The organism is Ornithinicoccus sp., assembly GCF_057176825.1.
In genome coordinates this window covers 3234497-3258275 of record NZ_CM169976.1, presented here as the reverse complement: position 1 = coordinate 3258275, position 23779 = coordinate 3234497, and the positions used below count along the sequence as shown (strand labels likewise).

23 protein-coding genes are annotated in these 23779 nt (G+C 71.5%); 19 read left to right on the top strand and 4 right to left on the bottom strand.

The window, feature by feature from the left end; all coding sequences use genetic code 11:
* Positions 1–16 precede the first annotated feature (16 nt).
* Positions 17–1240 (top strand): cysteine desulfurase family protein, encoded by a 1224-nt coding sequence (locus AC1QRC_RS16315; protein ID WP_484204312.1) that lies wholly within the window; start codon positions 17–19, stop codon positions 1238–1240.
* Positions 1240–2337, top strand: coding sequence for a tRNA 2-thiouridine(34) synthase MnmA (mnmA, locus tag AC1QRC_RS16310; RefSeq protein ID WP_484204311.1), 1098 nt, complete (start codon positions 1240–1242; stop codon positions 2335–2337). Before AC1QRC_RS16315 ends, mnmA begins: the two co-directional genes overlap by 1 nt.
* Before the next feature lie 33 nt (positions 2338–2370).
* On the opposite strand, the gene AC1QRC_RS16305 is transcribed toward mnmA, so the two are convergent.
* The gene (locus AC1QRC_RS16305) at positions 2371–5787 is read right to left on the bottom strand and encodes a glycosyl hydrolase family 95 catalytic domain-containing protein (RefSeq protein WP_484204310.1); all 3417 of its coding nucleotides are present in this window, start codon (positions 5785–5787) and stop codon (positions 2371–2373) included.
* A 207-nt stretch (positions 5788–5994) separates the two neighbouring features.
* Here AC1QRC_RS16305 and AC1QRC_RS16300 point away from each other — a divergent pair, with 207 nt between their 5' ends.
* The 3 genes from AC1QRC_RS16300 (at position 5995) to AC1QRC_RS16290 (ending at position 9160) form a co-directional block, all read left to right on the top strand.
* On the top strand, positions 5995–6705 hold the full coding sequence (locus AC1QRC_RS16300) for a DUF1345 domain-containing protein (RefSeq protein ID WP_484204309.1): 711 nt from the start codon (positions 5995–5997) through the stop codon (positions 6703–6705).
* 29 nt (positions 6706–6734) lie between these two features.
* Positions 6735–7364 carry an ASCH domain-containing protein gene (locus tag AC1QRC_RS16295; RefSeq protein ID WP_484204308.1) on the top strand — a complete coding sequence of 210 codons (630 nt, stop codon included), beginning with the start codon at positions 6735–6737 and terminating at the stop codon, positions 7362–7364.
* 332 nt (positions 7365–7696) lie between these two features.
* Positions 7697–9160, top strand: coding sequence for a multicopper oxidase family protein (locus tag AC1QRC_RS16290; protein ID WP_484204307.1), 1464 nt, complete (start codon positions 7697–7699; stop codon positions 9158–9160).
* A gap of 137 nt (positions 9161–9297) precedes the next feature.
* On the opposite strand, the gene AC1QRC_RS16285 is transcribed toward AC1QRC_RS16290, so the two are convergent.
* Positions 9298–9573 (bottom strand): DUF2087 domain-containing protein, encoded by a 276-nt coding sequence (locus AC1QRC_RS16285; RefSeq protein WP_484204306.1) that lies wholly within the window; start codon positions 9571–9573, stop codon positions 9298–9300.
* 203 nt (positions 9574–9776) lie between these two features.
* On the opposite strand from AC1QRC_RS16285, the gene AC1QRC_RS16280 reads away from it, so the two are divergent.
* On the top strand, positions 9777–10091 hold the full coding sequence (locus tag AC1QRC_RS16280; RefSeq protein WP_484204305.1) for a hypothetical protein: 315 nt from the start codon (positions 9777–9779) through the stop codon (positions 10089–10091).
* Positions 10073–11107, top strand: coding sequence for a uroporphyrinogen decarboxylase/cobalamine-independent methonine synthase family protein (locus AC1QRC_RS16275; RefSeq protein WP_484204304.1), 1035 nt, complete (start codon positions 10073–10075; stop codon positions 11105–11107). The genes AC1QRC_RS16280 and AC1QRC_RS16275 overlap by 19 nt, the downstream gene beginning before the upstream one ends.
* Before the next feature lie 42 nt (positions 11108–11149).
* On the opposite strand, the gene AC1QRC_RS16270 is transcribed toward AC1QRC_RS16275, so the two are convergent.
* Entirely contained in the window at positions 11150–12151 is a 1002-nt protein-coding gene (locus AC1QRC_RS16270; RefSeq protein WP_484204303.1) for a hypothetical protein, read from the bottom strand.
* Between the two features lie 178 nt (positions 12152–12329).
* Between AC1QRC_RS16270 and ligA the strand changes: the two genes are divergently transcribed.
* The 9 genes from ligA (at position 12330) to AC1QRC_RS16225 (ending at position 19343) form a co-directional block, all read left to right on the top strand.
* Positions 12330–14444 (top strand): NAD-dependent DNA ligase LigA, encoded by a 2115-nt coding sequence (ligA, locus tag AC1QRC_RS16265; RefSeq protein ID WP_484204302.1) that lies wholly within the window; start codon positions 12330–12332, stop codon positions 14442–14444.
* A 74-nt stretch (positions 14445–14518) separates the two neighbouring features.
* The gene (locus AC1QRC_RS16260) at positions 14519–14950 is read left to right on the top strand and encodes a glutaredoxin domain-containing protein (protein WP_484204301.1); all 432 of its coding nucleotides are present in this window, start codon (positions 14519–14521) and stop codon (positions 14948–14950) included.
* Positions 14951–14988: 38 nt separating this feature from the next.
* Complete coding sequence (locus AC1QRC_RS16255; protein WP_484204300.1) at positions 14989–15525, top strand: hypothetical protein; 537 nt, start codon at positions 14989–14991, stop codon at positions 15523–15525.
* 197 nt (positions 15526–15722) lie between these two features.
* On the top strand, positions 15723–16574 hold the full coding sequence (locus AC1QRC_RS16250; RefSeq protein ID WP_484204299.1) for a hypothetical protein: 852 nt from the start codon (positions 15723–15725) through the stop codon (positions 16572–16574).
* 19 nt (positions 16575–16593) lie between these two features.
* On the top strand, positions 16594–17343 hold the full coding sequence (locus AC1QRC_RS16245) for a response regulator transcription factor (protein WP_484204298.1): 750 nt from the start codon (positions 16594–16596) through the stop codon (positions 17341–17343).
* Entirely contained in the window at positions 17340–18254 is a 915-nt protein-coding gene (locus tag AC1QRC_RS16240) for a sensor histidine kinase (RefSeq protein ID WP_484204297.1), read from the top strand. Before AC1QRC_RS16245 ends, AC1QRC_RS16240 begins: the two co-directional genes overlap by 4 nt.
* A 90-nt stretch (positions 18255–18344) precedes the next feature.
* The gene (locus AC1QRC_RS16235) at positions 18345–18707 is read left to right on the top strand and encodes a DUF488 domain-containing protein (RefSeq protein WP_484204296.1); all 363 of its coding nucleotides are present in this window, start codon (positions 18345–18347) and stop codon (positions 18705–18707) included.
* A gap of 36 nt (positions 18708–18743) precedes the next feature.
* Positions 18744–19100: a MarR family transcriptional regulator gene (locus tag AC1QRC_RS16230; RefSeq protein WP_484204295.1), complete on the top strand. Its 357-nt coding sequence runs from the start codon at positions 18744–18746 to the stop codon at positions 19098–19100.
* A gap of 15 nt (positions 19101–19115) precedes the next feature.
* Complete coding sequence (locus AC1QRC_RS16225) at positions 19116–19343, top strand: hypothetical protein (protein ID WP_484204294.1); 228 nt, start codon at positions 19116–19118, stop codon at positions 19341–19343.
* A 60-nt stretch (positions 19344–19403) separates the two neighbouring features.
* Here the strand turns inward: AC1QRC_RS16225 and AC1QRC_RS16220 are convergent, their stop codons facing one another.
* The gene (locus AC1QRC_RS16220) at positions 19404–20033 is read right to left on the bottom strand and encodes a hypothetical protein (RefSeq protein ID WP_484204293.1); all 630 of its coding nucleotides are present in this window, start codon (positions 20031–20033) and stop codon (positions 19404–19406) included.
* Positions 20034–20278: 245 nt separating this feature from the next.
* Here AC1QRC_RS16220 and gatC point away from each other — a divergent pair, with 245 nt between their 5' ends.
* From gatC to gatB, 3 genes are read left to right on the top strand one after another with little or no spacing between them, the layout of a single operon-like run.
* A complete protein-coding gene (gatC, locus tag AC1QRC_RS16215) occupies positions 20279–20575 on the top strand; it encodes an Asp-tRNA(Asn)/Glu-tRNA(Gln) amidotransferase subunit GatC (protein WP_484204292.1) in 297 nt (98 codons plus the stop codon).
* Positions 20576–20583: 8 nt separating this feature from the next.
* The gene (gene gatA, locus AC1QRC_RS16210; RefSeq protein WP_484204291.1) at positions 20584–22113 is read left to right on the top strand and encodes an Asp-tRNA(Asn)/Glu-tRNA(Gln) amidotransferase subunit GatA; all 1530 of its coding nucleotides are present in this window, start codon (positions 20584–20586) and stop codon (positions 22111–22113) included.
* The gene (gene gatB, locus AC1QRC_RS16205; protein WP_484204290.1) at positions 22110–23648 is read left to right on the top strand and encodes an Asp-tRNA(Asn)/Glu-tRNA(Gln) amidotransferase subunit GatB; all 1539 of its coding nucleotides are present in this window, start codon (positions 22110–22112) and stop codon (positions 23646–23648) included. The genes gatA and gatB overlap by 4 nt, the downstream gene beginning before the upstream one ends.
* The last annotated feature ends 131 nt before the right edge of the window (positions 23649–23779 follow it).

The following is a 23779-nucleotide window of genomic DNA, read 5'->3' as shown; positions in this document are numbered from 1 at the left end:
GACGTAGAATCCTCAAGTGCTCGACCAGCTGACCTACCTGGACCACGCCGCCACGACCCCGGTGCTGCCGGAGGTCATCGCCGCCGTCTCCGAAGAGATGGCGCGGCTGGGCAACCCCAGTTCGCTGCACACCACGGGCCGAGCGGCCCGCAGGGTCGTCGAGGAGTCCCGCGAGTCGATCGCCGAGCACCTCGGCTGCCGGCCCTCGGAGGTCATCTTCACCTCCGGCGGGACCGAGTCGGACAACCTGGCGGTCAAGGGCACCTGGCTGGCCCGTCGCACGGCCGACCCACAGCGCACCCGCCTGCTGGTCAGCGGCGTGGAGCACCACGCCGTGCTGGACTCGGTGGAGTACCTCGTCAAGAGCTACGAGGCCCCGGTCACCTTCCTGGAGCCGGATGCCGACGGGGTCGTGCACCCCGACGTCGTCCGCGCGGCGCTGGAGTCCGACCCCGGCTCCGCGGCCCTCGTCAGCGTGATGTGGGCCAACAACGAGGTCGGGACGGTGCAACCGGTCGCCGGGATCGGGCAGGTGGCCCGCGAGTTCGGCGTGCCGTTCCACACCGACGCCGTCCAGGCGCTGGGCCAGGTCCCGGTCGACCTGGCCGCGAGCCCGGCCGACCTGGTCACCCTGACCGGCCACAAGATCGGTGGCCCCCTGGGGGTGGGCCTGCTCATCGCCGGCCGCGACCAGCAGCCGGTCCCGCTGTCCCACGGCGGTGGGCAGGAGCGACAGATCCGCAGCGGCACCCTCGACACCCCGGCCATCGCCGGCCTCGCGGTCGCGGTGCGGCACGCGGTCACCCACCAGGCCGAGCTCGCCGCCCGGTTGGTGGGGCTGCGTGACCGGCTCATCGAGGGCGCCCGGGCACTGGACCCCACGATCGAGGTGACCGGGGCGTGGACGCCGGGTGACGGCATACATCGCCTGCCGGCCAACGCCCACCTGCGGGTGCCCGGGTGCGACGGTGACTCCCTGCTCTACCTGCTCGACGCCGCCGGGGTGCAGTGCTCGACCGGGTCCGCCTGCCAGGCTGGGGTGCCGCAGCCCAGCCACGTGCTGCTGGCCATGGGGATCGAGGAGTCCGACGCGCGCGGCGCCCTCCGCCTCTCCCTGGGGCACACGTCCACCGAGGCCGACGTGGACGCCTTCCTCGCCGCGCTTCCGGCCGCCGTCGACCGGGCCCGGCGGGCCCGCGCAGCCAGCAACGGACGGGGCACCGCGGGGCGGTCTGCCTGATGCGTGTCGTCGCCGCGATGAGCGGGGGCGTGGACTCCGCCGTCGCCGCTGCCCGGATGCTGGAGGCCGGCCACGAGGTGGTCGGGGTGCACCTGGCGCTGTCGCAGTCCGCCGCGACGCTGCGCGAGAGCGCCCGCGGCTGTTGCACCATCGAGGACGCCGGCGATGCCCGCCGGGTCGCCGACCGGCTCGGCATCCCGTTCTACGTCTGGGACATGGCGCAACGGTTCCGCGAGGACGTGGTCGAGGACTTCGTGGCCGAGTACGCCGCCGGCCGCACCCCCAACCCGTGCCTGCGCTGCAACGAGAAGATCAAGTTTGCCGCGCTGCTGGACAAGGCCCTCGCCCTGGGCTTCGACGCCGTGGCGACGGGGCACTACGCCCAGATCGTCGAGGTGCCCGACTCGGCCGCCGACGGCGGGGTGCGCCGGGAGCTGCACCGTGCCGTCGACATGGCCAAGGACCAGTCGTACGTGCTCGGGGTGTTGGACGCCGACCAGCTGGCCCGCTCCTTCTTCCCGCTCGGCGACACCACCAAGCCCGACATCCGCGCCGAGGCCGCCGAGCGTGGCTTCTCGGTCGCCAAGAAGCCGGACAGCCACGACATCTGCTTCATCGCCGACGGCAACACCCGCGGCTGGCTGGAGCAGCGCCTGGGCGAGCAGCCCGGGGAGATCGTGGACACCGACGGCACGGTGCTGGGGGAGCACCGCGGGGCGTTCGGCTACACCGTCGGGCAGCGCCGCGGCCTCGGGTTGCAGGTGCCCGCCGCGGACGGACAACCGCGGTATGTCGTGTCCACCGAGCCACGCAGCAACACCGTCGTCGTGGGCACCCGGGAACTGCTCGGGGTCGATGCGATCACCGGCGACCACGCCCGCTGGTGCGGTCCGGCCCCGGAGGGCGTGGTCAGCGTCGGCGCCCAGGTGCGGGCGCACGGCGAGGAGGTCCCGGCCACCGCGTGGGCCGACGGGGACTGCGTGCAGGTCCGCCTGGAGCGCCGCATCCGGGGTGTCGCCCCCGGGCAGTCGGTCGTCCTCTACGAGGGGACCCGCGTCGTCGGGTCGGCCACCATCGCCGAGACCGGGCGCGCCTGAGCGATCACCCCGCTGACGGCATACGGGAATGCGTCAGTCGAACGCGATCGCGTGCCAGTCGGCCACCTCCTCGGCCGTGAGTACCCTGGCGAAGATGGCCGTCCGGTCGACCCCGCCGGAGATCCGCTGCCCGCCGGACTGGTCGGCACCGAACCGCAGCGGGCGCTCGGTGCAGCCGACGATGCCTGTCCTGCCGGTCTGACCGGTGCCGGCCTCCTCGCCGTCGACGTACACCGTCAGGGCACCCGTCTCCTCCAGGGTCACGACCAGGTCGAACCATCGACCGGTCGGGAGCTCGGCCGTCGTCGTGACGTTCTCCCCCGCGCCGATGAACCGCAGCAGACCCGCCGGCGTGACGTCCAGGAGCACGCCGTCGGTGCCCGGGTCACCGGAGGTTTGGGAGTCGAAGAGCCGCCGGTGGCTCTGGCCCTCGGTGATCCGGACCTCGGTCGCGAAGGTGGCCTCCGGCAGGAAACCGAGTGTGGTGGGCTCGGTGGACAGGAACGTGTCGCCGTCCAGGACGAGGCCGCTGCCGGTCGGGGCGGAGTCGTCGTAGGCGGCGGTCCCGTGCACGGTGGCGTGTCGCCCGTGGCCGCTGCTGTCCTGCACCGTGCTCCCGGACGTCGGGTCCCAGGCCACCAGGCTGCCCGCGGGGTCCGGACTCTCGCACGGCGCAGGCGGGCTCATCCGGACACCCAGGTAACCGTGCAGGGTGACGGTGCGCGCCTCGTGGCGGACCGCGATGCGATCCACCGCCGCCGACGCCTCGCCCGGGGTGACCTCGAAGCCCACCTCGACCGGCTCGCCCGGCCGCACCACACCGAGCCGCCGGGAGGCGGGCTCGGCGGTCCATCCGTCGGGCAGGTCCAGGGTGAGCTCGCCGGCCGGCAGCGCACTGCCGTCAGCAGTCACGGTGACCTGCACCGGGAACGGTGTGCCGGTCTCGGCCGTGTCCGGCCCGGAGACGTCCAGCGTGGCGGTGCTGGTCGCCTGGTAGCTGTGTCCCGCGCGGGCGCCCCGGAGGGTCAGGACACCGTCCTTGACCCGGGCCCCCGGGACCCGCTCGCCGGTGGCCAGGTCCACCACCTCGACCCGTCCCTCGAACATCGCGGAGCGGGCGGTGAGCGGAGCCGAGCGTCCGGCGTGCAGGGTGATCCGGGTCGGGACGCCGGAGGACCACTGCGCATCGACCGTCACGTCGCCCCTGGCACGGAGCCCGGTCACCGATCCTTCGGACCACACGTCGGGCAGTGCGGGCAGCACGTCGATCCCGTCCCGGTGGCTCTGCAGCAACATCTCGGCGACCCCGGCCGTGCCGCCGAAGTTGCCGTCGATCTGGAACGGCGGGTGGGTGTCCCACAGGTTGTCCAGGGTGCTCTGCCGCAGCAGCTCGCTGAGCATCGTGTGGGAGTGGTTGCCGTCCAGCAGCCGGGCCCAGAAGTTCACCTTCCACGCCTTGCTCCACCCGGTGCCCCCGTCCCCGCGGGCGCGCAGGGACACCTTCGCGGCCTCGAAGAACTCGGGCATCGCCGTGGTGACCTGGTCGCCGGGGTGCACGGCATACAGGTGCGAGACGTGCCGGTGCGTGTTGCCCGGGTCGTCCAGGTCCTCCTTCCACTCCTGCAGCTGGCCCCACGACCCGACCCGCAGCCCCGGGTCGATCTCCTCCAGGGCCTGCGTCAGCTCCTGCCGGAATGCGGCGTCGTCGTCGCCGACCAGCTCGGCGGCCCGTTCGGTGTCGGTGAGCAGGCCCCACACGATCTGCTGGGACATGGCGGCGCCGGCGGTGAAGTCGCCCTGCTCCGGCGAGTAGCTCGGGTTGGCCACGAGCGTGCCGTCGCGGGGGTCGGTGACCAGGGTGTCCGCCCAGAACTGGCTCAGCGACTTCATCATCGGGTAGGCGCGTTCGGTGAGGAACTCCTCGTCACCGGTGAACTGGTAGTGCTCCCAGTAGTGCTTGGCCAACCACGCGCCGGCCTCCGGGAACCAGAAGGCCGAGGCCCAGTCGTGCACGCCGGTGAAGCCGTAGGGCGTGGTCTCGTTGTGCACCACCCACCCCCGGGCGTCGAACATCTCCTGGGCGGTCACCTCGCCCGGCTCGACCAGCCCATCCACGTAGTCCCAGAGCGGCTCGGTCGTCTCCGAGAGGTTGGTGACCTCGGCGGGCCAGTAGTTCATCTGCAGATTGATGTTGGTGTGGTAGTCCGCGCTCCACGGCGGTGACGTGGTGTTGGCCCACACGCCCTGCAGGTTGGCAGGCAGCGAGCCGGCCCGCGACGAGGCGACGAGCAGGTAGCGACCGTACTGGAAATACAGGACCTCAAGGGCAGCCTGCTGCTCCGGGGTCAGCGTCCCGGCGCGGTAGGCGGCCAGCAACTCGTCGGTGGGCAGGTCCGGCATCTGCTGGCCGACGTCGAGCTCGACCCGGTCGAACAGCTCGTGGTAGTCAGCCTGGTGCTCAGCCAGGAGCGTCTGGTAGCCGGCCTCCACGGCGTCGTCCACCTGGGCGGTGACCCGCGGCGCGGGAGCCTCCCCGCGGTAGTCGGGGTAGTCGGCGGCATAGTCCGTGCCGGCTCCGAGCACGAGCAGCACGCGGTCCGCCCCGGTGACCGTGACACTGCCATCGGGGTTGTCGCTCCGGGTGCCGCCCTCGTTGACGACCTGGACCTGGGAGGTGAACTGCAGGCCGTTGTCCGCCAGCGTCCCGTTCAGGGTGATCCGTCCGTCCTGTGCGGTGAGGTCCACGTCCCGGTTGTCCGCGGTGTCCAGGGCCGCGACGAGCGACACCGACCCGGGCGCGTCCGCCGAGATCTGGCCGACCAGGACCCCGGCGGGTGCCGATCCGAAGTACGTGCGGGTGTGCGCGACCCCGTCGGCGGAGTAGCCCACGCCGGCGACCGCGTCGCCGATGTCGAGATAGCGCTCGTATGCAGTGACCGAGTCTGCGGCGGTCGGGGTGCTGAGGAGCAGGTCGCCGAAGACCTGGTAGGAGCCGTAGCCGGTCTTGGGCTGTCCGAGCATGCCCGCCACCCAGCCGGGGCCGGCCTTACCCTCGCTGTCGATCCGGTCGCGGACCTCCTCCAGGGCGCCGGGCCGCGGGTCCTCCCAGTTGCCGAAGTTGTAGCCGGGCGAGCCGGGCCCCCCCGACCACAAGGTCTTCTCGTTAAACGTCAGACGCTCCTGCTCCACCCCACCGAAGACGGTGGCGCCCATGGCGCCGTTGCCGATCGGCAGGGACTCCGACTCCCAGTCCGTCGCCGGCGCGTCGTACCACAGTCGCAGGGGGTCGGCCGATGAGTCCTGGACCACTGCCGGGGCAGGGTCCGCGGCAGCCGGGGTGTCACCCGAGGCACCCGTCACTCCCGCCAGTGGCAGCACCGCCCCACTGAGGGCGACGCTCACGATCACGGTCGGGACCAATCTCCTGAACCACGCCTCGTGCTGCACCATGTGCGGACCTCTCTGTTCGCGTCGGTAGACCTTCCCCGGGGCGAATCATCAGATGGCTGTTCCCGACTCTTCGCGGGCGATGACGCGATATCTCGGCCACCATGGAGTTTCCCCCGGGGAAGTCTCCTAATCATCGGATGTTTAGACCCTGCCACAGCCGAAAGGTCTCCACAAGGGGGCCGCCAACGTAGGCTTGCCGCGGATCCGATGGGCACGTGGGAGGGAATTGTGGTGACGGGCGAGCGGTGGCTCGAGGAGGGGCGACGCGCCTACACGGGACTCTTCCTCGGGCTGGCCGTGATGGCGGCGTGCGTCCTGGTAGGCCCAGCGATGCCGGTCGCCTGGCAGCCCAACGCCGTCGAGACGGCGCTGCTGTCGGTCGCCGTGTACCTGATGTCCTACCTGGTTCTCACCGTCGTGGTGTTCGCCAGGACCTCGCGCCGCACCACCCTGGCCTGGGCAGCGTGGTCCGCACCGGGCACCTGGGTGCAGCACTTCATCCTGGGGACCAAGCCGGGCGCAGGCATCGCGACGATGGTCAGCGTCGTGGCCCTGATGGCGGCCGTGTTCTGGCTGCCCGAGCACGACCCCGGCTCGACGCTGTCCCAGCAGGCCCGGGGGGTGCTGGCGGCCCTCCTGGTGGTGGCGGCGTGGCTCACCGTCGCGCTGACCCACAGCATCGCCTACCTGTGCGCCGACGCCCGGTCCGGCTACCGGATGCTGACCTTCCCCGGCGAGGGACCGCGGTCCTGGACCGACTACCTCTACTTCTCCACCTCTGTCACCACGACGTTCGGCAGCTCCGACGTCCAGGTGATCCACCCCCGAATGCGACGCAGCGTGGCCGCCCACGGGGTGGTGGCCTTCGTCTTCAACACCGTCATCCTGGCCGCGGTCGTCAGCGTCCTGCTGCGGTAGCACCCAGCACCGGTGCCTATGGTGGGCGGATGCAGGAGGAACAGATTGCGGCCTTTTGGGCCGATGCCCGGATCCGCGGCGCGCTGAACCCGGCCCAGGCCTACATCGGTGCAGGCGTCTCCGAGACGGTCCCGCCGCCGGCCTGGTCCTTCGGCGACGACCCGCAGGTTGCGGACGAGCTGCTCGGGCTGGTCCTCGCGGGCCGCAAGACGGCGACGGCCAGCGCCTACTGGGACTTCGAGGAGGAGGCGCGCCAGCGCGAGGACCGTGAGGCGGCCGGGGATACCGGTGGCGACGGCAGCGACGGCGATGGCGACGGAAGCGGCGGCGGCGTTGCGGTGGCCGTCCGCAGCGACCTCGACGTCGAGCTGCCCGAGCCCGGTCTGCTGTCCATCGTGCTCGACGGCTCGGGCACGCCCAGGGCGCTGATCCGCACGACCGAGGTGACGGTGGCACGCTTCGACGAGGTGGACGCCGACCATGCGCGTCGGGAGGGGGAGGGCTCGCTGGAGCACTGGCGTGCCAGCCACCGCGAGTTCTTCACCCGTAACGCCCCGCCCGGCGAGTCCTTCAGCGAGGACATGCAGGTAGTGCTCGAGCGGTTCGTGGTCGTCGTCCCGGCGGCCGCTCGCCGCGCCGCCAAGCGCAACGGCCTCTAGCCCCCACCTCGACCGGACGCGTCGTCTGGCGGTCTGACGCGGCACCGGACGCGTCGTCTGGCGGTCTCACGTGGCACCGGACGCGTCGTCTGGCGGCGTGGCTCAGTCCGCTCTTGTTGCACAGTCGGACCATGTCCGGAGGCAGATGGGGGAGGGCCCTGAACGTGCCCTGAGCGCGACCCTGAACGGACCCGCAAACCGGGGTCGGGGGCGCCGGGGCGGCTGCACAGTGGAGGGACGCCAGGTCCTGAAGGAGTCCCGCCATGTCCCGCCGCCAACCCCGCCGCGAACCCCGATCCCGTCGGCGTCGGTCGTGTTTCGCCGTCCTGGCGATGCTCGTCCTGGGCGTGATGGTGCTGACCACCGGTGGTCTGGCCATCGCCTGGGTCGTCGTTCCGACCAACACCGTCGGGGGGGTCGACTTCGACCGGCCGTTGGCCATTCCTCCGCTGGCGGAGTCGACGGTCGATGCCGACGGCACCCGCGCCTTCCAGCTCACCGCCCAGGAGGGCACCAGCGACCTCGGGGAGGGCGAGCCGACCACGACCTGGGGCTTCAACGGCGCCCATCTGGGCCCGACCTTGCGGGTGAGCCGCGGCGAGCAGGTGAGTGTCGGCATACGCAACGAGCTGCGCGAGGACACCACCGTCCACTGGCACGGGATGCACCTGCCCGCGGCCATGGACGGCGGGCCACACCAGCCGATCGAGCCGGGTGGATCGTGGGAGCCGAGCTGGACGGTCGACCAGCCGGCCGCGACGCTCTGGTACCACCCGCATCCACACGGCCGCACCGCTGAGCACGTGGCTCGTGGGCTGGCCGGGATGGTCATCGTCGATGACCCGGTCGAGGCTGAGCTGGGCCTGCCCCGGGAGTACGGCGTCGATGATCTGCCCGTGATGGTGCAGGACGTCTCGATCAACGGAGACGACCTGCGGGCCACGGGCGACCGTGGGGGGACGATCCTGGTCAACGGCACCCCGGGACCGTATGCGGAGGTGTCGACCGAGGTGGTCCGGCTGCGGTTGCTGAATGGTTCCCGGATGCGGGTCTTTGAGTTCGGGCTGGACGACGACTCGGCGCTGACCCAGGTCGCCAGCGATGGAGGGCTGCTGCCGGCGCCGGTCGACACCGCCCGGGTGAAGCTGTCGCCGGGGGAGCGGGCCGAGGTGCTGGTGGCGATGGAGCCCGGTGAGGAGCGGGTGCTGCGCAGCTATCCGACGGCGTTGGACGGCAACGTCTTCTCGGACCGGTTCAACGGCGGTGCCGACACCCTAGACGTGCTGCAACTGCGGGCCGCCGACTCACTGGAGCCGTCCGCGGGGCTGCCGGAGTCGCTGGTCCCGGACATCGCCGAGCACGCGGGGCAGGAGGCCGATGTCGCGGTCACCCGCACCTTCCGGCTGCAGGGCCGCACCATCAACGGCGAGGCGATGGACATGGGGCGGATCGACGAGGTCGTCAGCCTCGGCAACACCGAGGTGTGGCAGGTCGACAACACCGACGGGGCGCACCACAACTTCCATGTGCACGACGTCCAGTTCCGGGTGCTCACGGTGGACGGAGCGCCGCCTCCGCCTGCGCTCGCCGGTCTCAAGGACACCGTTTTCCTGCCGCCCGGGAGCTCGGTGCGGTTGCTGATGACGTTCGACGACCACGCCGATCCTGACGTGCCGTACATGTACCACTGCCACCTCCTGCGCCACGAGGACCAGGGGATGATGGGCCAGTTCGTCGTGGTCGAGGCCGGGGCGGACGTCCCCGACCGGGTCGGGCACGGCGGTCACGAGCACTAGCTGGGTCTGCGGGCCTCGCACCCAGCCCTCCTCGCCCCCCACCTCGACCGGACGTGTCGTCTGGCGGTCTCACGCGGCACCGGACGTGTCGTCTGGCGGTCTCACGCGGCACCGGACGTGTCGTCTGGCGGTGTGGCTCAGTCCGCGTCTTCGGGAACCCGGTAGGTCCCAGGACTCGGGCGCTCCACCAGCCCTGCCTCGACCAGGTATCGCCGCAATGTCGCCACGTCGCCATCGATGGGTCGCAACCCGGCGTTGATCTCGGTCTCCGTCAGGTCCCGGCCCGTGGGGAGGGTGCTGGCGATCCAGGTCAGCAACTGCAGTCGCAGGTCCTTCTTCACGGGCATCGAGACCAGGTCGCCGTGCTTGTTGAACAGTCGGGCGAGGTCGGGCGGCGGGGTCGGGAACTCCATAGGTCCAGGATGCCCGCGTATGGAGGGGGTGTCCTGGTGTTTTCTCCCAGCCTGCCGCCAGATCACCCGTCCGGTGGTGGGCTGGGACCGCCAGATCACACGTCCGGTGGTGGGCTGGGACCGCCAGATCACACGTCCGGTGGCGGGTGGGACCGCCAGACCACCCGTCCGGTGGGGGGTGGGGTGAGCCGTAGGCTGTGGCTATGAGCGAGTTCACGGGGCGGGCGGCCGCCGAGGAGTATGCCGTGCGCGTGGTCACGCGGGAGCGCTCACCGGTGGTGCGGGTGGCGCACCGGGCGTGGGGGGTGGCCGCGACGGTGGTCAACGGAGCCGTCGCGGAGCGGTTGCTGCCGTACCCGGAGACGGGCGAGATCCAGATCATCGACCGGGAGGGCGTGGCAGTGCTGCGGCTGCCGACCAGCGTCGACACCGTCGACGCGACGCTGGAGGGGCTGGAGGCCGACCTGGCCGCCCTGCCGGCGGAGGAGTTCGTGGCCCAGTGGCTGGCGACGGACTGAGCGCCCGGGTCGGCGTCAGCGGGATCGGGTCCTGGCCGGGCCGGGACGTGCGCGAGGCGTTGCGGACGGTCCGGGACCTCTCCGAGAACCCGACGCCCGAGGTTGAGGCCATCCCCTACCTGCCCGAGCTGCCGGCGCGAGGTCCGGGCGCGGACATGATCGGGAGGGCGGCCGGGCTGCTGGTCGACCTGGCGGTGGACCTCCAACCGCAGGGGTGGCGCCTGGTGGACCGCGCGGGCGTGGACGCCGATCGCACGGCGAGCCTGTGGCGCCAGGACCTGGACGAGCTCGCGGAGGCCTACGACGGATGGTCGGGGCCGCTGAAGGTGCAGGTCACCGGGCCGTGGACGTTGGCGACCGGGGTCTGGTTGCCGCTGGGGGACCGGGTCCTCTCCGACGCGGGCGCGACGCGCGACCTTGCCGACTCCCTGGCCGAGGGTGTGCGGACCCACCTGGAGCAGGTGCAGCGGCTGGTCCCGGGGGCCCGGCTGGTGCTGCAGGTGGACGAGCCCTCGGTGCCGACGGTGCTGCGCGGCAGGGTCCGGTCCGAGTCCGGATACCGGGTGCTGCCGGCGCCGGAGGCCGGCCGGGTCGAGACCGTCCTGCGGTCCCTGCTGGAGACCGCCCGCAATGCCGGGGCGGTGGCCACGGTGCTGCACTGCTGCGGTGACGGCCCCCCGCTCGAGCTGCTGCGCCGCACCGGGACCGACGCGATCGCCGTGGACACGACCACGCTGGGGCCCGGTGGCTGGGACCGGGTGGCCGAGCTCATCGAGTCCGGGACCAGGCTCTGGGCCGGGGTGCTGCCCACGACTGGGCCGCCCCCGCCCCACCAGGAGGTCGTCGACAGGCTCACCGCCCGCTGGCACGAACTCGGGCTCCCGCCTGCCTCACTCACGTCCGTGACGGTGACCCCGGCCTGCGGACTCGCCGGCGCCGACCCGGACGCCGCCCGCGCCACCACCCGCCGCGCCGGGGAGGTTGCCCGGGCTCTGGCGGAGGTGGCGGCGGACTGACGTGGGTCGGCGCCGCGGGTCGGCCGTGGTAGCCGTGGGTCGTCAGCCGTGGTCGACGGAGTACACCATGCCCGTCGACTGGACGTGCACGAACGGCCCGTCCTCGGCCACCCAGGCCACCGTCATACCGTGCGGTGCGCCCGGCTCGAGGCTGGTGACGTCGAAGCCGGTGACCTCGTACTGCTGCGCGCCGTCAGTGGGCAGCACGGTGAGGTCGTCCCCGGTCAACAGCTCACCGTCGTCGATGCTGACGTTGACCGCGGCGATCTCGGGGTTGCTCTCCTTCAGCAGCGCGAAGGACAGCGGTTGATCGCTGTTGATCACCGTCGGGTCGTCCTCGTAGACCGTGCCCGGGTTCAGCCAGGAGATCCGCCCGATGCCCGTCGAGACCTCGAACCGGTCCTGGTCCAGGACCACGTCGCCCCCGACCTCATCGGCGTAGCGGACCGCCCAGCCGTAGGCGAACGTTTCCCCATCGCCGTTGGTGCCCCACGCGGTGACCGCCTCGGCGCCGTCGTGCGTCTCCTCGTAGGCGGGCCGGGAGGCGAACAACACGTCCTGGGAGCTGGCGATGTCCTCGATCATCTGATCCATCCCGGGGGGCTCGAGCAGACCCTCCGGGGCGGGGAAGTAGCTCGTGGACTCCTCGCTGAGCATCGCGTGGGCCTCCTCGGCCTTCCCGGCGGCCAGCAGCTCGGTGTACTCCTGCACCACGGCACCACCATTGACGCCCTCCCCGTCCGCGGGCGCGCTTGCCGTCTCGGTGAGCGTCTCGGTCTCCGTGGCGGTCTCGGTCTCGGTCTCCTCCGGTGGTGGCGCGGGTGCCGCGCTCTCGGTCACCGTCTGGGTGATCGTCTCGGTGGCCCCCTCGTCCTCCCCCTGCCCGGCGCTCTCGCCGGCCGCATCGTCGGTGGTCTCGGTCGGCGCACTGCCCGTCTCGGGGGCCTCGTCGCCGCAGGCGGTCAGGCCCAGCCCCAGGGCGGCGGCGAACGCCACCCCGGCCACGGCCCGCGAGGTCCGGTTCTCGGTCGTCGTGCGAGTCATCGAATCCCTCCTCATCATCCGGGAGCACGCTGCCCCCGTCTTTAGGTAGGACGGGCTCGCCCCCGGCCCACGTTGCATCCTCGTATGCCGTGTCGCGGCCTTGTCGTATGCCGTGACGCACCACGCTCGTATGCCGTGACGCACCACGGGTGTCGGTGTCGTGGTGGACTATGGACCCGTGACGCAGACCGTTCCCGATGAAGCCCGCCACGACTGGGAGGACTTGGCCGAGCAGATCCGCGGCCACCAGTTCGCCTACTACGTCAAGGACTCCCCGACGATCAGTGACGGGGAGTTTGACACGCTGCTGCGCCGGTTGGAGGACCTGGAGGAGCAGTGGCCGGAGCTGCGCTCCCCGGAGTCGCCCACCCAGCAGGTGGGAGGCACCTTCTCCACCGACTTCGCGGCCGTGGACCACCTGGAGCGGATGCTCAGCCTGGACAACGCGTTCTCCCCCGAGGAGCTCACCGCCTGGGCGACCCGGGTCGAGCGCGACACCGGCGGCGCCGAGGTGCACTACCTGTGCGAGCTCAAGATCGACGGACTCGCGGTGAGCCTGGTCTACGAGCGGGGTCGACTGGTCCGGGCGGCCACCCGGGGTGACGGCCGCACGGGTGAGGACGTCACGCACAACGTGCGCACCATCGAGGGCATCCCGCACCAGTTGGTGCCGCCGCACGAGCAGGAGGGTGAGTCGGTGCCGATCCCCGACGTCCTGGAGGTGCGGGGCGAGGTGTTCTTCCCGGTGTCCGCGTTCGAGGAGCTCAACGCCTCCCTGGTCGCCGCGGGCAAGCCCCCGTTCGCCAACCCCCGCAACACGGCGGCGGGCTCGCTGCGCCAGAAGGACCCGCGGGTGACCGCCTCCCGGGGCCTGCGGATGCTGGTCCACGGGATCGGGGCCCGCACCGGCTTCGAGATGACCCGGCAGTCCCAGGCCTACGAGCTGCTCGCCGCCTGGGGGTTGCCGGTCTCCGAGCACGCCAAGGTGCTCGACGACATGGACGCCGTGCGGGACTTCATCGACTACTTCGGGGAGCACCGGCACGACGCGGCTGAGCACGAGCTGGACGGCGTCGTGGTCAAGGTCGACGAGGTGTCCGTGCAACGACGCCTGGGCTCCACCTCGCGGGCCCCCCGGTGGGCGATCGCCTACAAGTACCCTCCCGAGGAGGTCACCACCAAGCTGCTCGACATCCGGGTGGCGGTCGGCCGCACGGGGCGCGTGACGCCATACGGGGTCATGGAGCCGGTCAAGGTTGCCGGGTCCACGGTGGAGCAGGCGACCCTGCACAACGCCTTCGAGGTGGAGCGCAAGGGGGTGCTCATCGGCGACAGCGTCGTGCTGCGCAAGGCCGGCGACGTCATTCCCGAGATCGTCGGGCCCGTCGTCGACCTGCGCGACGGCAGCGAGAAGCCCTTCGTGATGCCCACGGAGTGCCCCTCCTGCGGCACCGAGCTGCGCCCGGAGAAGGAGGGCGACAAGGACATCCGCTGCCCCAACGCCCGCTCCTGCCCGGCCCAGCTCCGGGAGCGGCTGTTCTCCCTGGCGGGACGCGGCGCCTTCGACATCGAGGCGCTCGGCGGGGAGGGGGTGAATGCGTTGCTGGACGCCGGTGTGATCCAGGACGAGTCGACCCTGTTCTCGCTGACCGCCACCGACATCGCGCGGGTCCCGCTCTACACCCGCGCGGCGAAGAAGACCGACCCCGAGGAGTCCGTCGTCGACGGCCGGGTGCTGTCGGCCAACGGCGCCAAGCTGGCACAGAACCTGCAACAGGTGAAGTCCCAGCCGCTGTGGCGGGTGCTCGTGGCCCTGTCCATCCGCCACGTGGGTCCGACCGCTGCCCGGGCGCTGGCGACCGAGTTCGGGTCCCTGCAGGCGATCCGGGATGCCGACCTGGAGACCCTCGCGGCCACCGAGGGTGTCGGCGGGATCATCGCGGAGTCCGTCCGGGCCTGGTTCGAGGTCGACTGGCACCGCGCCATCGTCGAGCGGTGGGCCGAGGACGGGGTGCGGATGGAGGACGAGCGCGACGAGTCCGTCGTGCGCACCCTGGAGGGGTTGACGGTCGTGGTGACCGGGTCCCTGGACGGCTTCAGCCGCGACGAGTCCAAGGAGGCCATCGTCTCCCGCGGCGGCAAGGCAGCCGGCTCGGTGAGCAAGAAGACCGACTACGTCGTGGTGGGGGAGAACGCCGGCTCCAAGGCCGACAAGGCCGAGCAGCTGGGGGTCCCGATCCTGGACGAGGCCGGCTTCCGGCAGCTCCTGGAGCACGGGCCGACAGACTCCTAGATTCCTCCCGCGGGAGGAGCAACCTCCGCCGGGCGGTGGAGGTGTCCAGACTGCGGCCGCGCCAGCATGGTCCTATGCAGCGATGGATGTGGCTGGCCCCGCTCGCGGGCGGGACCTGGGCGGTGGTCGCGCTGGTCTCCAGCGGCGACCTGGTGCTGGCTATCGTGGTGGCCGTCGCGGCCCTCGCGTTCACCTGGTTCCTGCTGCCCTGGCGGGGCGGACCGGGGCCCCGGCACGAGGAGGTGCTCGCCATGTCCGAGTCCGAGCGTGTGGTGGTCATCTACTGGCGGCCGGGATGCGGCTACTGCGCGGGGCTGCGGGCGACCCTGGGTGACCTCGCCGACCGTGCCCAGTGGGTCAACATCTGGGAGGACTCCGAGGCCGCGGCGTTCGTGCGGAGCGTCAACGACGGCAACGAGGTGGTGCCCACGGTGGTGACGGACGGCATACCGGCCACCAACCCCGACCCCGCGCTGGTCCGCGAACGGTTGGAGAGCGTCTCCTGATCGCGACGAGATGTCGCGGGGCAGGAGAGGATGACCAGGTGAGTGACAAGGCGAGGCGTGACTATCCGTCCCCCGTGCTGAGTGCCGAGCAGGTGCGCCAGATCCTGATAGAAGCTAACGGCGAGGTCGGCGCGGCCGGTGGTGCGATCGGAGGGGCTATCGGTGGTGGCGTGCACGGGTCCGTGGCCGGGGCCGCCGGGGCCGCCGGGGGACGCAGCGGTGGCCGGTCCGGTGGCCGCCTCGGGGCCCGTCTCTTCACCCGGGTCACCGGGCAGGGACGCACGATCCCGGTGGCAGACGCGGCGGCGGCGCTGCACGTGGTGGCCGGCTCACTGCGCCGCGTCCTGCCCCCGGAGCTGGCCGGCGGGCAGCAGGGGGCAGGCCCAGGTGCGGCCCCGCAGATAGTCCTCGGGATGGTCGGCACCGGCCTGATGAGCATGAACACCGCGGTGATCCAGGCGATCGGGCACCCTGACCGGGTCGAGGTCACTGCCCATGCGCTCGAGGGACTGGTGAATCAGCGGTCCGCGGTGGGAGCCCTGGATCGGATTGAGCAGGCGCTCACCCGCGGGTGACTCACGACCGCGGGCAGCCGCGCTGGGGAGAGCCCTGACCCGGTCCCGCGGTGGTCCGCGAACGGCTGGAGAGTGTCTCCTGATCGCGACGAGGTGTCGCGAGGCTGCGACACGTCTGCCATCCTGTGGCGACAACTCGGGGCTAGCGTCGCTAGGGAGGGCTGACGCAGGGTCTGCCCCGCGAACAAGGAGGCAGTATGACCACGCACACGAAGTCCCAGCGGGGCAGCATCAGCTGGAAGTTCGCCGGCGCCGGGTTGCTGACCGCCCTGGCCCTGAGCGCATGCCAGGTCGGCACCACCGAGGAGCCGGAGGCGGTGGCTCCCACGGAGGAAACCAACGCCGACGACACGAACGAGACCGACGACGCCCCCGTGGCGGACGACACGGACACCACAGAGGGCACGGACGACACCGACACCACGGAGGGTCCCGCCGTTACCGAAGACACCGACGGCGACGACGACACTGACGGCGACGGCGACGACGACACTGACGGCGACACCGACGGCGATGTGGCGGCACCGGGGGAGGTCGCCGCTCCGGGCACCGAGTTCCAGGTCGGCGACACGGTGACCACGCACGTGCAGGCGGGGGAGGAGGGCGAGGAGTACTACGGCTACGCCACCCTGGCCACGACCGTCGTCGCGGTCGAGGCGGGCGACAAGGCACTGTTCGAGGATGCCGAGAACTCCGAGGACTTCGAGGGCTACACCCCGTGGTTCGCCACCGTGGAGCACGAGTGGCTGACCTACGAGGGCAACCCGAACTCCAACATGATCCCGACCCTGGTCGGCTTCAACGAGTCCGGCGGGCAGGTCGGCAACGTGATCAACCAGACCTGGTCCGCCGGCATCCCCGGGTGTGAGCTGGACATGCCGCTGGAGAAGGGCGTCGGTGGCACGGCGACCAACTGCCACGTCTTCGCCGTCCCGGACAACGAGGCCGTGGGCAGCGTGGGGTGGCGCGGAGACGACTGGGCCGACGGCGGAGGCAGCGCCATGGACAACCCGTACTACGACGACCCGGTGCTGTGGCTCGTGCCATGACCTCGTCCGCAGCGGGCGCATGAGCGCGGCCGGCGCGGTGGGTGCGCAGACCCCTGGAGCGGGCCGGGCCCGGGTGCTCCTGGTGGACGACGACGCGACGATCCGGGAGCACCTGCCGCCGATGCTGACGCGCAGCGGCCTGGACGTCGACTGCGCCGAGCACGGCGAGGAGGCGTTGCGGTTCATCGAGGAGCACCGTCCCGACCTGGTGATCCTGGACGTGATGATGCCGGTGCTGGATGGGCGCGAGACGTTGCGCCGCATCCGCGCCCGGGACGAGTGGCTGCCGGTGATCCTGCTGACCGAGGTCGGCGAGTCCTTCGAGCGGGCCACCGCGCTGGACGAGGGAGCCGACGACTACCTGAACAAGCCGTTCGACCCGCACGAACTGCTGGCGCGGATCCGCGCGGTGTTGCGCCGTGCCGCCTCGGGCACGGCGCAACTGACCGCCGCCGGGCAGCTGCGCGCGGGTGACCTGCGGATCGACCGGCCGGCACGCCGGGTCTGGGTCGCGGGGCGGGAGCAGCAACTCACCCCCAGGGCCTTCGCGCTGCTGGAATACCTCATGGCGCACCCGGGGGAGGTCTTCAGTCGGGATCGGCTGCTCCAGACGGTCTGGGGGTTTGACGCCATCGTGACCACCCGGGCCGTCGACCACCGGGTTGCCGAGATCCGGCGGACTTTGCGAGATGATGCGGCGGACGCGACATACCTTGAGACCGTCTCCGGGATGGGCTACCGGTTCGTGGCGTCGGTGACCCGCGGATGAGGGACGGCAGGCCGAGGTGGTTGCTGGGTCTCATCGTGGTGCCCGCCCTGGTGGGGCTCCTGGTGAGCGGCGTGTGGGCGGCCACCGGCGACGCGCCGGACTACTACGTGATCGGCGACCTGGAGTGGCTGCCCGCGGTACTCGGCGGCGTGGTCACGGGGGTGGTGCTGGTGTGGGTCCTCGCTGGCGGAGTCGCCCGACGGGAGGTGCAGCGTCACAGCGAGGCGGCGCTGCGGAGCGAGCGGGAGCGGCAGCGCCGCCTGCTCACCCGCCTGGACCACGAGCTGAAGAACCCGATCCAGGGCATCCGTGCGGCGTTGGCGGATGAGCCCTCGGACCGGCAGCGGCGCAGCATCGAGCTGCAGTCCCGGAGGCTGACCAGCCTCATGGGAGACCTGCGCAAGATCGGTGAGCTGGAACACACCCAGCTGGAGCTGCGCCCGGTCGACCTCGCCGAGCTCGTCAACGAGGCCGTGGCGGCCACTCGCGAGCTGGCCGGCGCCGTGCAGCGGCGGATCTCCGTCGCCCTGCCTCAGGCCCCGAGACCGCTGCCCCAGATCAACGGCGACGACGACTTGCTGTTCCTGGCGCTGTCCAACGTGCTGGCCAACGCAGTGAAGTACTCCGCACCCGGCGATGCCATCGAAGTCCGAGGTCGGGAGAGCGAGGGGTGGGTCTTCCTTGAGGTCGCGGACACCGGGCGCGGCATCCGCACCGAGGAGCTGGACCTGGTCTGGGAGGAGCTGGGTCGATCGAAGGAGGTCCGCGACGTGGCGGGCTCCGGGTTGGGACTGCCGATGGTGCGCGCCATCGTGGGGCGGCACGGAGGGAGCGCCAGCCTGGAGTCCTGGCACGGCGAGGGCTCCACTGTCACGATCCGTCTCCCGGCGGGCCGGGCGCACCGCACCTGAGCCTGACCCGTCTCCCGGTGGCCACAGCCGAGGCGTGGCACAGTGGAAGGCGCTCGGTGCCACACAGTCAGGAGACAAGGAGGTCAGGGCATGACAGAGATCTCCACACGCCGCGTCTACGACGGGGCACCTCCCGGCTGGCACCCGATCCTGGTCGACCGGCTCTGGCCGCGCGGGATCAGCAAGGAGGACCTCCACGCGACCTGGCTCAAGGAGGTCGGCCCCTCGACCGAGCTGCGCCAGTGGTTCGATCACGACCCGGACAAGTTCGAGGAGTTCGCCGAGCGATACCGCGCCGAACTGAAGGGCTCGGACGCCTTCGCCGAACTCGCCAAGGAGGTGCAGGACCACGAGCGCGTGGTCCTGCTCTACTCCGCCAAGGACGCCGAGCACAACCAGGCCGTGGTGCTGGCCGAGCTGCTGCGGGAAAGTTGTGATGGCTCGCCGCTCTAGTGTGCTGCGCGGTGGTGTCGTGGAGCTGGTCCAGCGTTGCTCCCCGTCTTCCGGTCACAGCATCAAGCGGAGTTACTGATGTGGCTCTACTTGCATCCCGACACCGAGTACCGCGTCAGCGACCTCGCCCAGCGGATCGGAGTGCCTCTGTCGACCCTGCACCGCGAGGTCGTACGACTCGACGAGGCTGGCCTCATCTCGCGACATCGACGTGCTCGTAATCGGCACGGTCGACCGTGCAGACGTGTATGGGGCGGCCGACCGGGCATCGGAGCGGCTAGGCATCGAGGTGAACCCGGTCGTTCGGTCCGGGGACCAGTGGAACGACCCCAAGGATGCCCTAGTGAAGCAGATCCAGGCATCGGTTCACATCACGGTGAGCAGTGTTGGTGAAGTGGTGGGTGCGTAGTGGCCAGGTGGCGGGCCGGTGAGGCCGAGATCGAGGAACTCCTGGCTGGCGGTGAGCTACAGCAGCTCACCGGAGAGGCAGCCAACGGCGAGCTGTTGCTCAGCAAGGCATCGACCACGCTGGCGACAGCAAGGTCAGCGATCGAGAGTGACCCGGACTCTGCATGTGTCCTCGCCTACGACGCCGCGCGCCAGGCACTCACGGGCTGCTCGCCCAGCAAGGGCTGAGACCGACGTCCAAGGGTGGCCACGACACCGTCGAACGGGCCGTCCGGGCTCAGTTGCTGACTACTGAGACGAGGTGGGGGCGGGCAGCAGCCCGACCTCGTGGATCTCGTTGGTGAACGCCTGGTCCGGGCGGTCCCCGTCCTGCGGCTCGACGTCCACCACGATGCCCGTCTCCACATCGAGGCTGACCCAGTATGCCGAGGGGTAGCCGGCCACCTCTGCCTCGCCGGGGGTGTGGGCTCCCGCGCCGAACTCAAGGTCCTGACTGACCCCGCCAAACAGCAGCGGGCAGCACGAGCACCGCGGGTCATAGCCGTCGCCGGCGTCCTCCGACGACGCCGGGAGCGCCCGCACCGGGGCGGTCCAGGTGAGCCTCCCGAAGCGCTCGCGGGCCTGCGCCTCCGACACCTCGACCCCGCGGGAGAGCTCCACCGGGTCGAGCATCGCCACCCAGCGGTAGTTGCCCCACATCGGGTCGTCGTAGTCCGGCCCCGACGGACGCTCTAGGACCAACCCGTCGGGCCGGCGCCGCGGCTCGACCTCCTGTGGCGGCCGGATCGGCGGGTTGCTCGGCTCTCCCCGGGGAGCGATTCCCGGCTCCGCGCCCCACCGCGACGGCTCCTGCAGAGTCAGCACCGTCCGCGAGTAGGGCACGCCGGTCTCCACGTGCCACTCCCCGTCGACCAGCACCTCGAGGTGCCCAGGTCGCCTGAGCCAGGCCTCGACCGGACTCTGCCCCAGGGGCCGCGCCCCCGGTGAGTGAAGTGCAGCGTGCCGAACCGCCACGGCGAGGACCGCGCGAGGGCCCGGAAGTCATCAGGCCCCGGCGCCACCGGGAGAGGTGAGCTGCTCGGCATACGGCCCATCCTGCCAGCGGAGGGTCCGGGGGACGCGCGGTTTCAGCAGCCCGCGCGCGGGAACCTAGACTGGCCCGCATGTCCGCACTGTCCCGCGACGATGTCGCGCATGTCGCCATGCTGGCCCGCATCCAGCTCACCGACGAGGAGTTGGACCGGCTGGCCGGTCAGCTCGACCAGATCGTCGGCTGGGTCGGTCAGGTCAACGAGGTCGCTGCCGCCGACGTGCCCCCGATGTCGCACCCGCTGCCGCTGACCAACGTGACCCGCCCCGACGAAGTGCGTCCCAGCCTGACCGCCGAGCAGGCGCTGTCCGGCGCGCCGGTGGCGGAGGAGCAGCGCTTCGGCGTCCCGCGCATCCTGGACGAGGAGTGAGCGCCCGTATGTCGACCGTCACCGACCTCACCCGCCTCACCGCCGCGCAGATGGCCGACGGCCTGGCCGCCGGCGAGTTCACCTCCGAGGAGCTCACCCGGGCGCACCTGGAGCGGATCGAGCGCCTCAACCCGACGCTCAACGCCTACCTGCACGTCGACGCCGACGGGGCCCTGGCCACGGCGCGCGACATCGACGCCCGCCGCTCGGCGGGGGAGTCGTTGCACCGGCTGGCCGGGGTGCCCGTGGCCGTCAAGGACATCGCCTGCACCGAGGGGCTGCCCACGACCGCCGGCTCGCGCACCCTGCAGGGGTGGGTCCCGCCCTACGACGCCACGATCGTGACCCGGCTCCGCGAGGCCGGTCTCCCCATCCTCGGCAAGACGAACATGGACGAGTTCGCCATGGGCAGCTCGACCGAGCACTCGGCATACGGCCCCACCCGCAACCCGTGGGACACCGACCGGATCCCGGGCGGCTCCGGCGGCGGGAGCTCCGCGGCCGTCGCGGCCTTCCTCGCCCCGCTGGCCATCGGCTCCGACACCGGTGGCTCGATCCGCCAGCCGGCGGCCGTGACGGGGACCGTCGGCGCCAAGCCGACCTACGGCGGGGTGTCCCGCTACGGCATCATCGCCCTCGCCTCCAGTCTGGACCAGATCGGCCCGTGTGCCCGCACCGTCGAGGACGCCGCGCTGCTGCACGAGGTCATCGGCGGGCACGACCCGAGGGACTCCACCAGCATCGACGCCCCGGTCCCGGCCGTCCTGGAGGCCAGCGCCACGCGCGACCTCGCGGGGACCCGGATCGGGATCGTCACCGAGCTGACCGGGGAGGGCTACCAGGCCGGCGTGCAGGCCCGGTTCGACGAGGCCGTCGAGCTGCTGCGCGCCCGCGGCGCCGAGATCGTGGAGGTCTCCTGCCCCCACTTCCGCTACGCGATGGCCGCCTACTACCTGATCCTGCCGTCGGAGGCCTCCTCCAACCTGGCGCGGTACGACGCGATGCGCTACGGCCTGCGGGTCGGGCCGGACGACGTCGCCAGCCCCAGCGCCGAGCAGGTCATGGCGGCCAGCCGGGACGCGGGCTTCGGCGACGAGGTCAAGCGCCGCATCATCCTGGGCACCTACGCCCTGTCCTCCGGCTACTACGACGCCTACTACGGGCAGGCGCAGAAGGTGCGCACCCTCATCGCCCGCGACTTCGAGGCGGCGTTCGAGCAGGCCGACGTCCTGATCAGCCCGACCGCCCCGACGACGGCCTTCCGGATCGGGGACAAGACCGAGGACCCGATGGCGATGTACCTCAACGACATCGCCACCATCCCGGCGAACCTGGCCGGGATCCCCGGACTGTCCCTGCCCAGTGGGGTGACGGACGAGGACGGGCTGCCTGTCGGCATACAGGTCCTCGCCCCGGCGACCCAGGACCAGCGGATGTATGCCGTGGGCGCAGCCCTGGAGGCCGCGCTCACGGAGCAGTGGGGCGGGTCGGTCCTGGACCGGGCGCCCGAGGTCGAGGCGACGGAGGTGTCCGCGTGAGCACGCAGGTGGCAGAGGCCGTGGTCGGCTACGACGAGGCGCTGACCAGGTATGACCCGGTGCTGGGCCTGGAGGTCCACGTCGAGCTGAACACCGCGACCAAGATGTTCTGCGGGTGCGCGACGGGCTTCGGCGCCGAGCCGAACACGCAGACCTGCCCGGTGTGCCTGGGGCTGCCCGGCGCCCTGCCGGTCGTGAACGGCACGGCCGTGGAGTCCGCGATCCGGATCGGTCTGGCCCTGAACTGCCAGATCGCCGACTGGTGCCGGTTCGCCCGGAAGAACTACTTCTACCCGGACATGCCGAAGAACTTCCAGACCAGCCAGTACGACGAGCCCATCGCGTTCGACGGCTACCTGGACGTGGAGCTGTCCGACGGTGAGGTGTTCCGCGTCGAGATCGAGCGGGCGCACATGGAGGAGGACACCGGCAAGTCCACGCACGTCGGCGGCGCCACGGGCCGCATCCACGGTGCGGAGTACTCCCTGGTCGACTTCAACCGGGCTGGGATCCCGCTCATCGAGATCGTCACCAAGCCGATCACCGGGGCGGGGGAGCGTGCGCCGGAGGTGGCCAAGGCCTATGTCGGGGCGCTGCGCGACCTGCTGAAGGCGCTCGCGGTGTCCGAGGTGCGGATGGAGCAGGGCAACGTGCGCTGCGACGCCAACGTCTCGCTGCGCCCCCGCGCCGGCGACGACCCGACGTCGGAGGAGCAGGCGGCGGTGCCGCTCGGCACCCGCACGGAGACCAAGAACGTCAACTCGCTGCGCTCGGTCGAGCGGGCGGTCCGCTACGAGATCTGCCGGCACGCCGCAGTGCTCGACGGCGGCGGCTCGATCCTGCAGGAGACCCGGCACTGGCACGAGGACACCGGGGTGACCACCTCCGGGCGGCCCAAGTCCGACGCCGACGACTACCGGTACTTCCCGGAGCCGGACCTGGTGCCGGTCGCCCCGACCCGGGAGCGGGTGGAGGAGCTGCGGGCCACCCTGCCCGAGCCGCCGGCCGAGCGGCGCCGCCGGTTGCAGGCCGACTGGGGCTACAGCGACCTGGAGATGCGCGACGTGCTCAATGCCGGCGCCGTCGAGGTCATCGAGGAGACCGTCGCCGCGGGCGCGACCCCGGCTGCGGCCCGCAAGTGGTGGACCGGTGAGCTGGCCCGGCGCGCCAACACGGAGGGCGCCGAGGTCACGGACCTGGGCGTCACGCCGGCGCACATCGCCGAGTTGGACGGCCTGGTCCGCGATGGTCGGCTCAACGACTCGATGGCCCGCCAGGTCCTCGAGGGCGTGCTCGCCGGCGAGGGCGGCCCCACCGAGGTCGCGGACGCCCGCGGTCTGGAGCTGGTCCAGGACGATGGCGCGCTGGAGGCCGCGGTCGACAAGGTCATCGCGGCCAACCCCGACGTCGTGGAGAAGATCCGCGGCGGCAAGGTCCAGGCCGCCGGTGCCCTGATCGGCCAGGTGATGAAGGAGATGCGCGGGCAGGCCGACGCCGCGAAGGCCCGGGAGCTGATCCTCGCCCGCCTCACCTGACCAATTTTCATAGCGGGTTTGTCGCCCGATCCCGCCTTTTCGTAGCGGATTTGTCGTGCGACCCTGCGCTTTCGTAGCGGTTCTGCTGCGCGGTGCTGTGCCATGCAGTGCCGGCAGCCGGACCGGTGAGT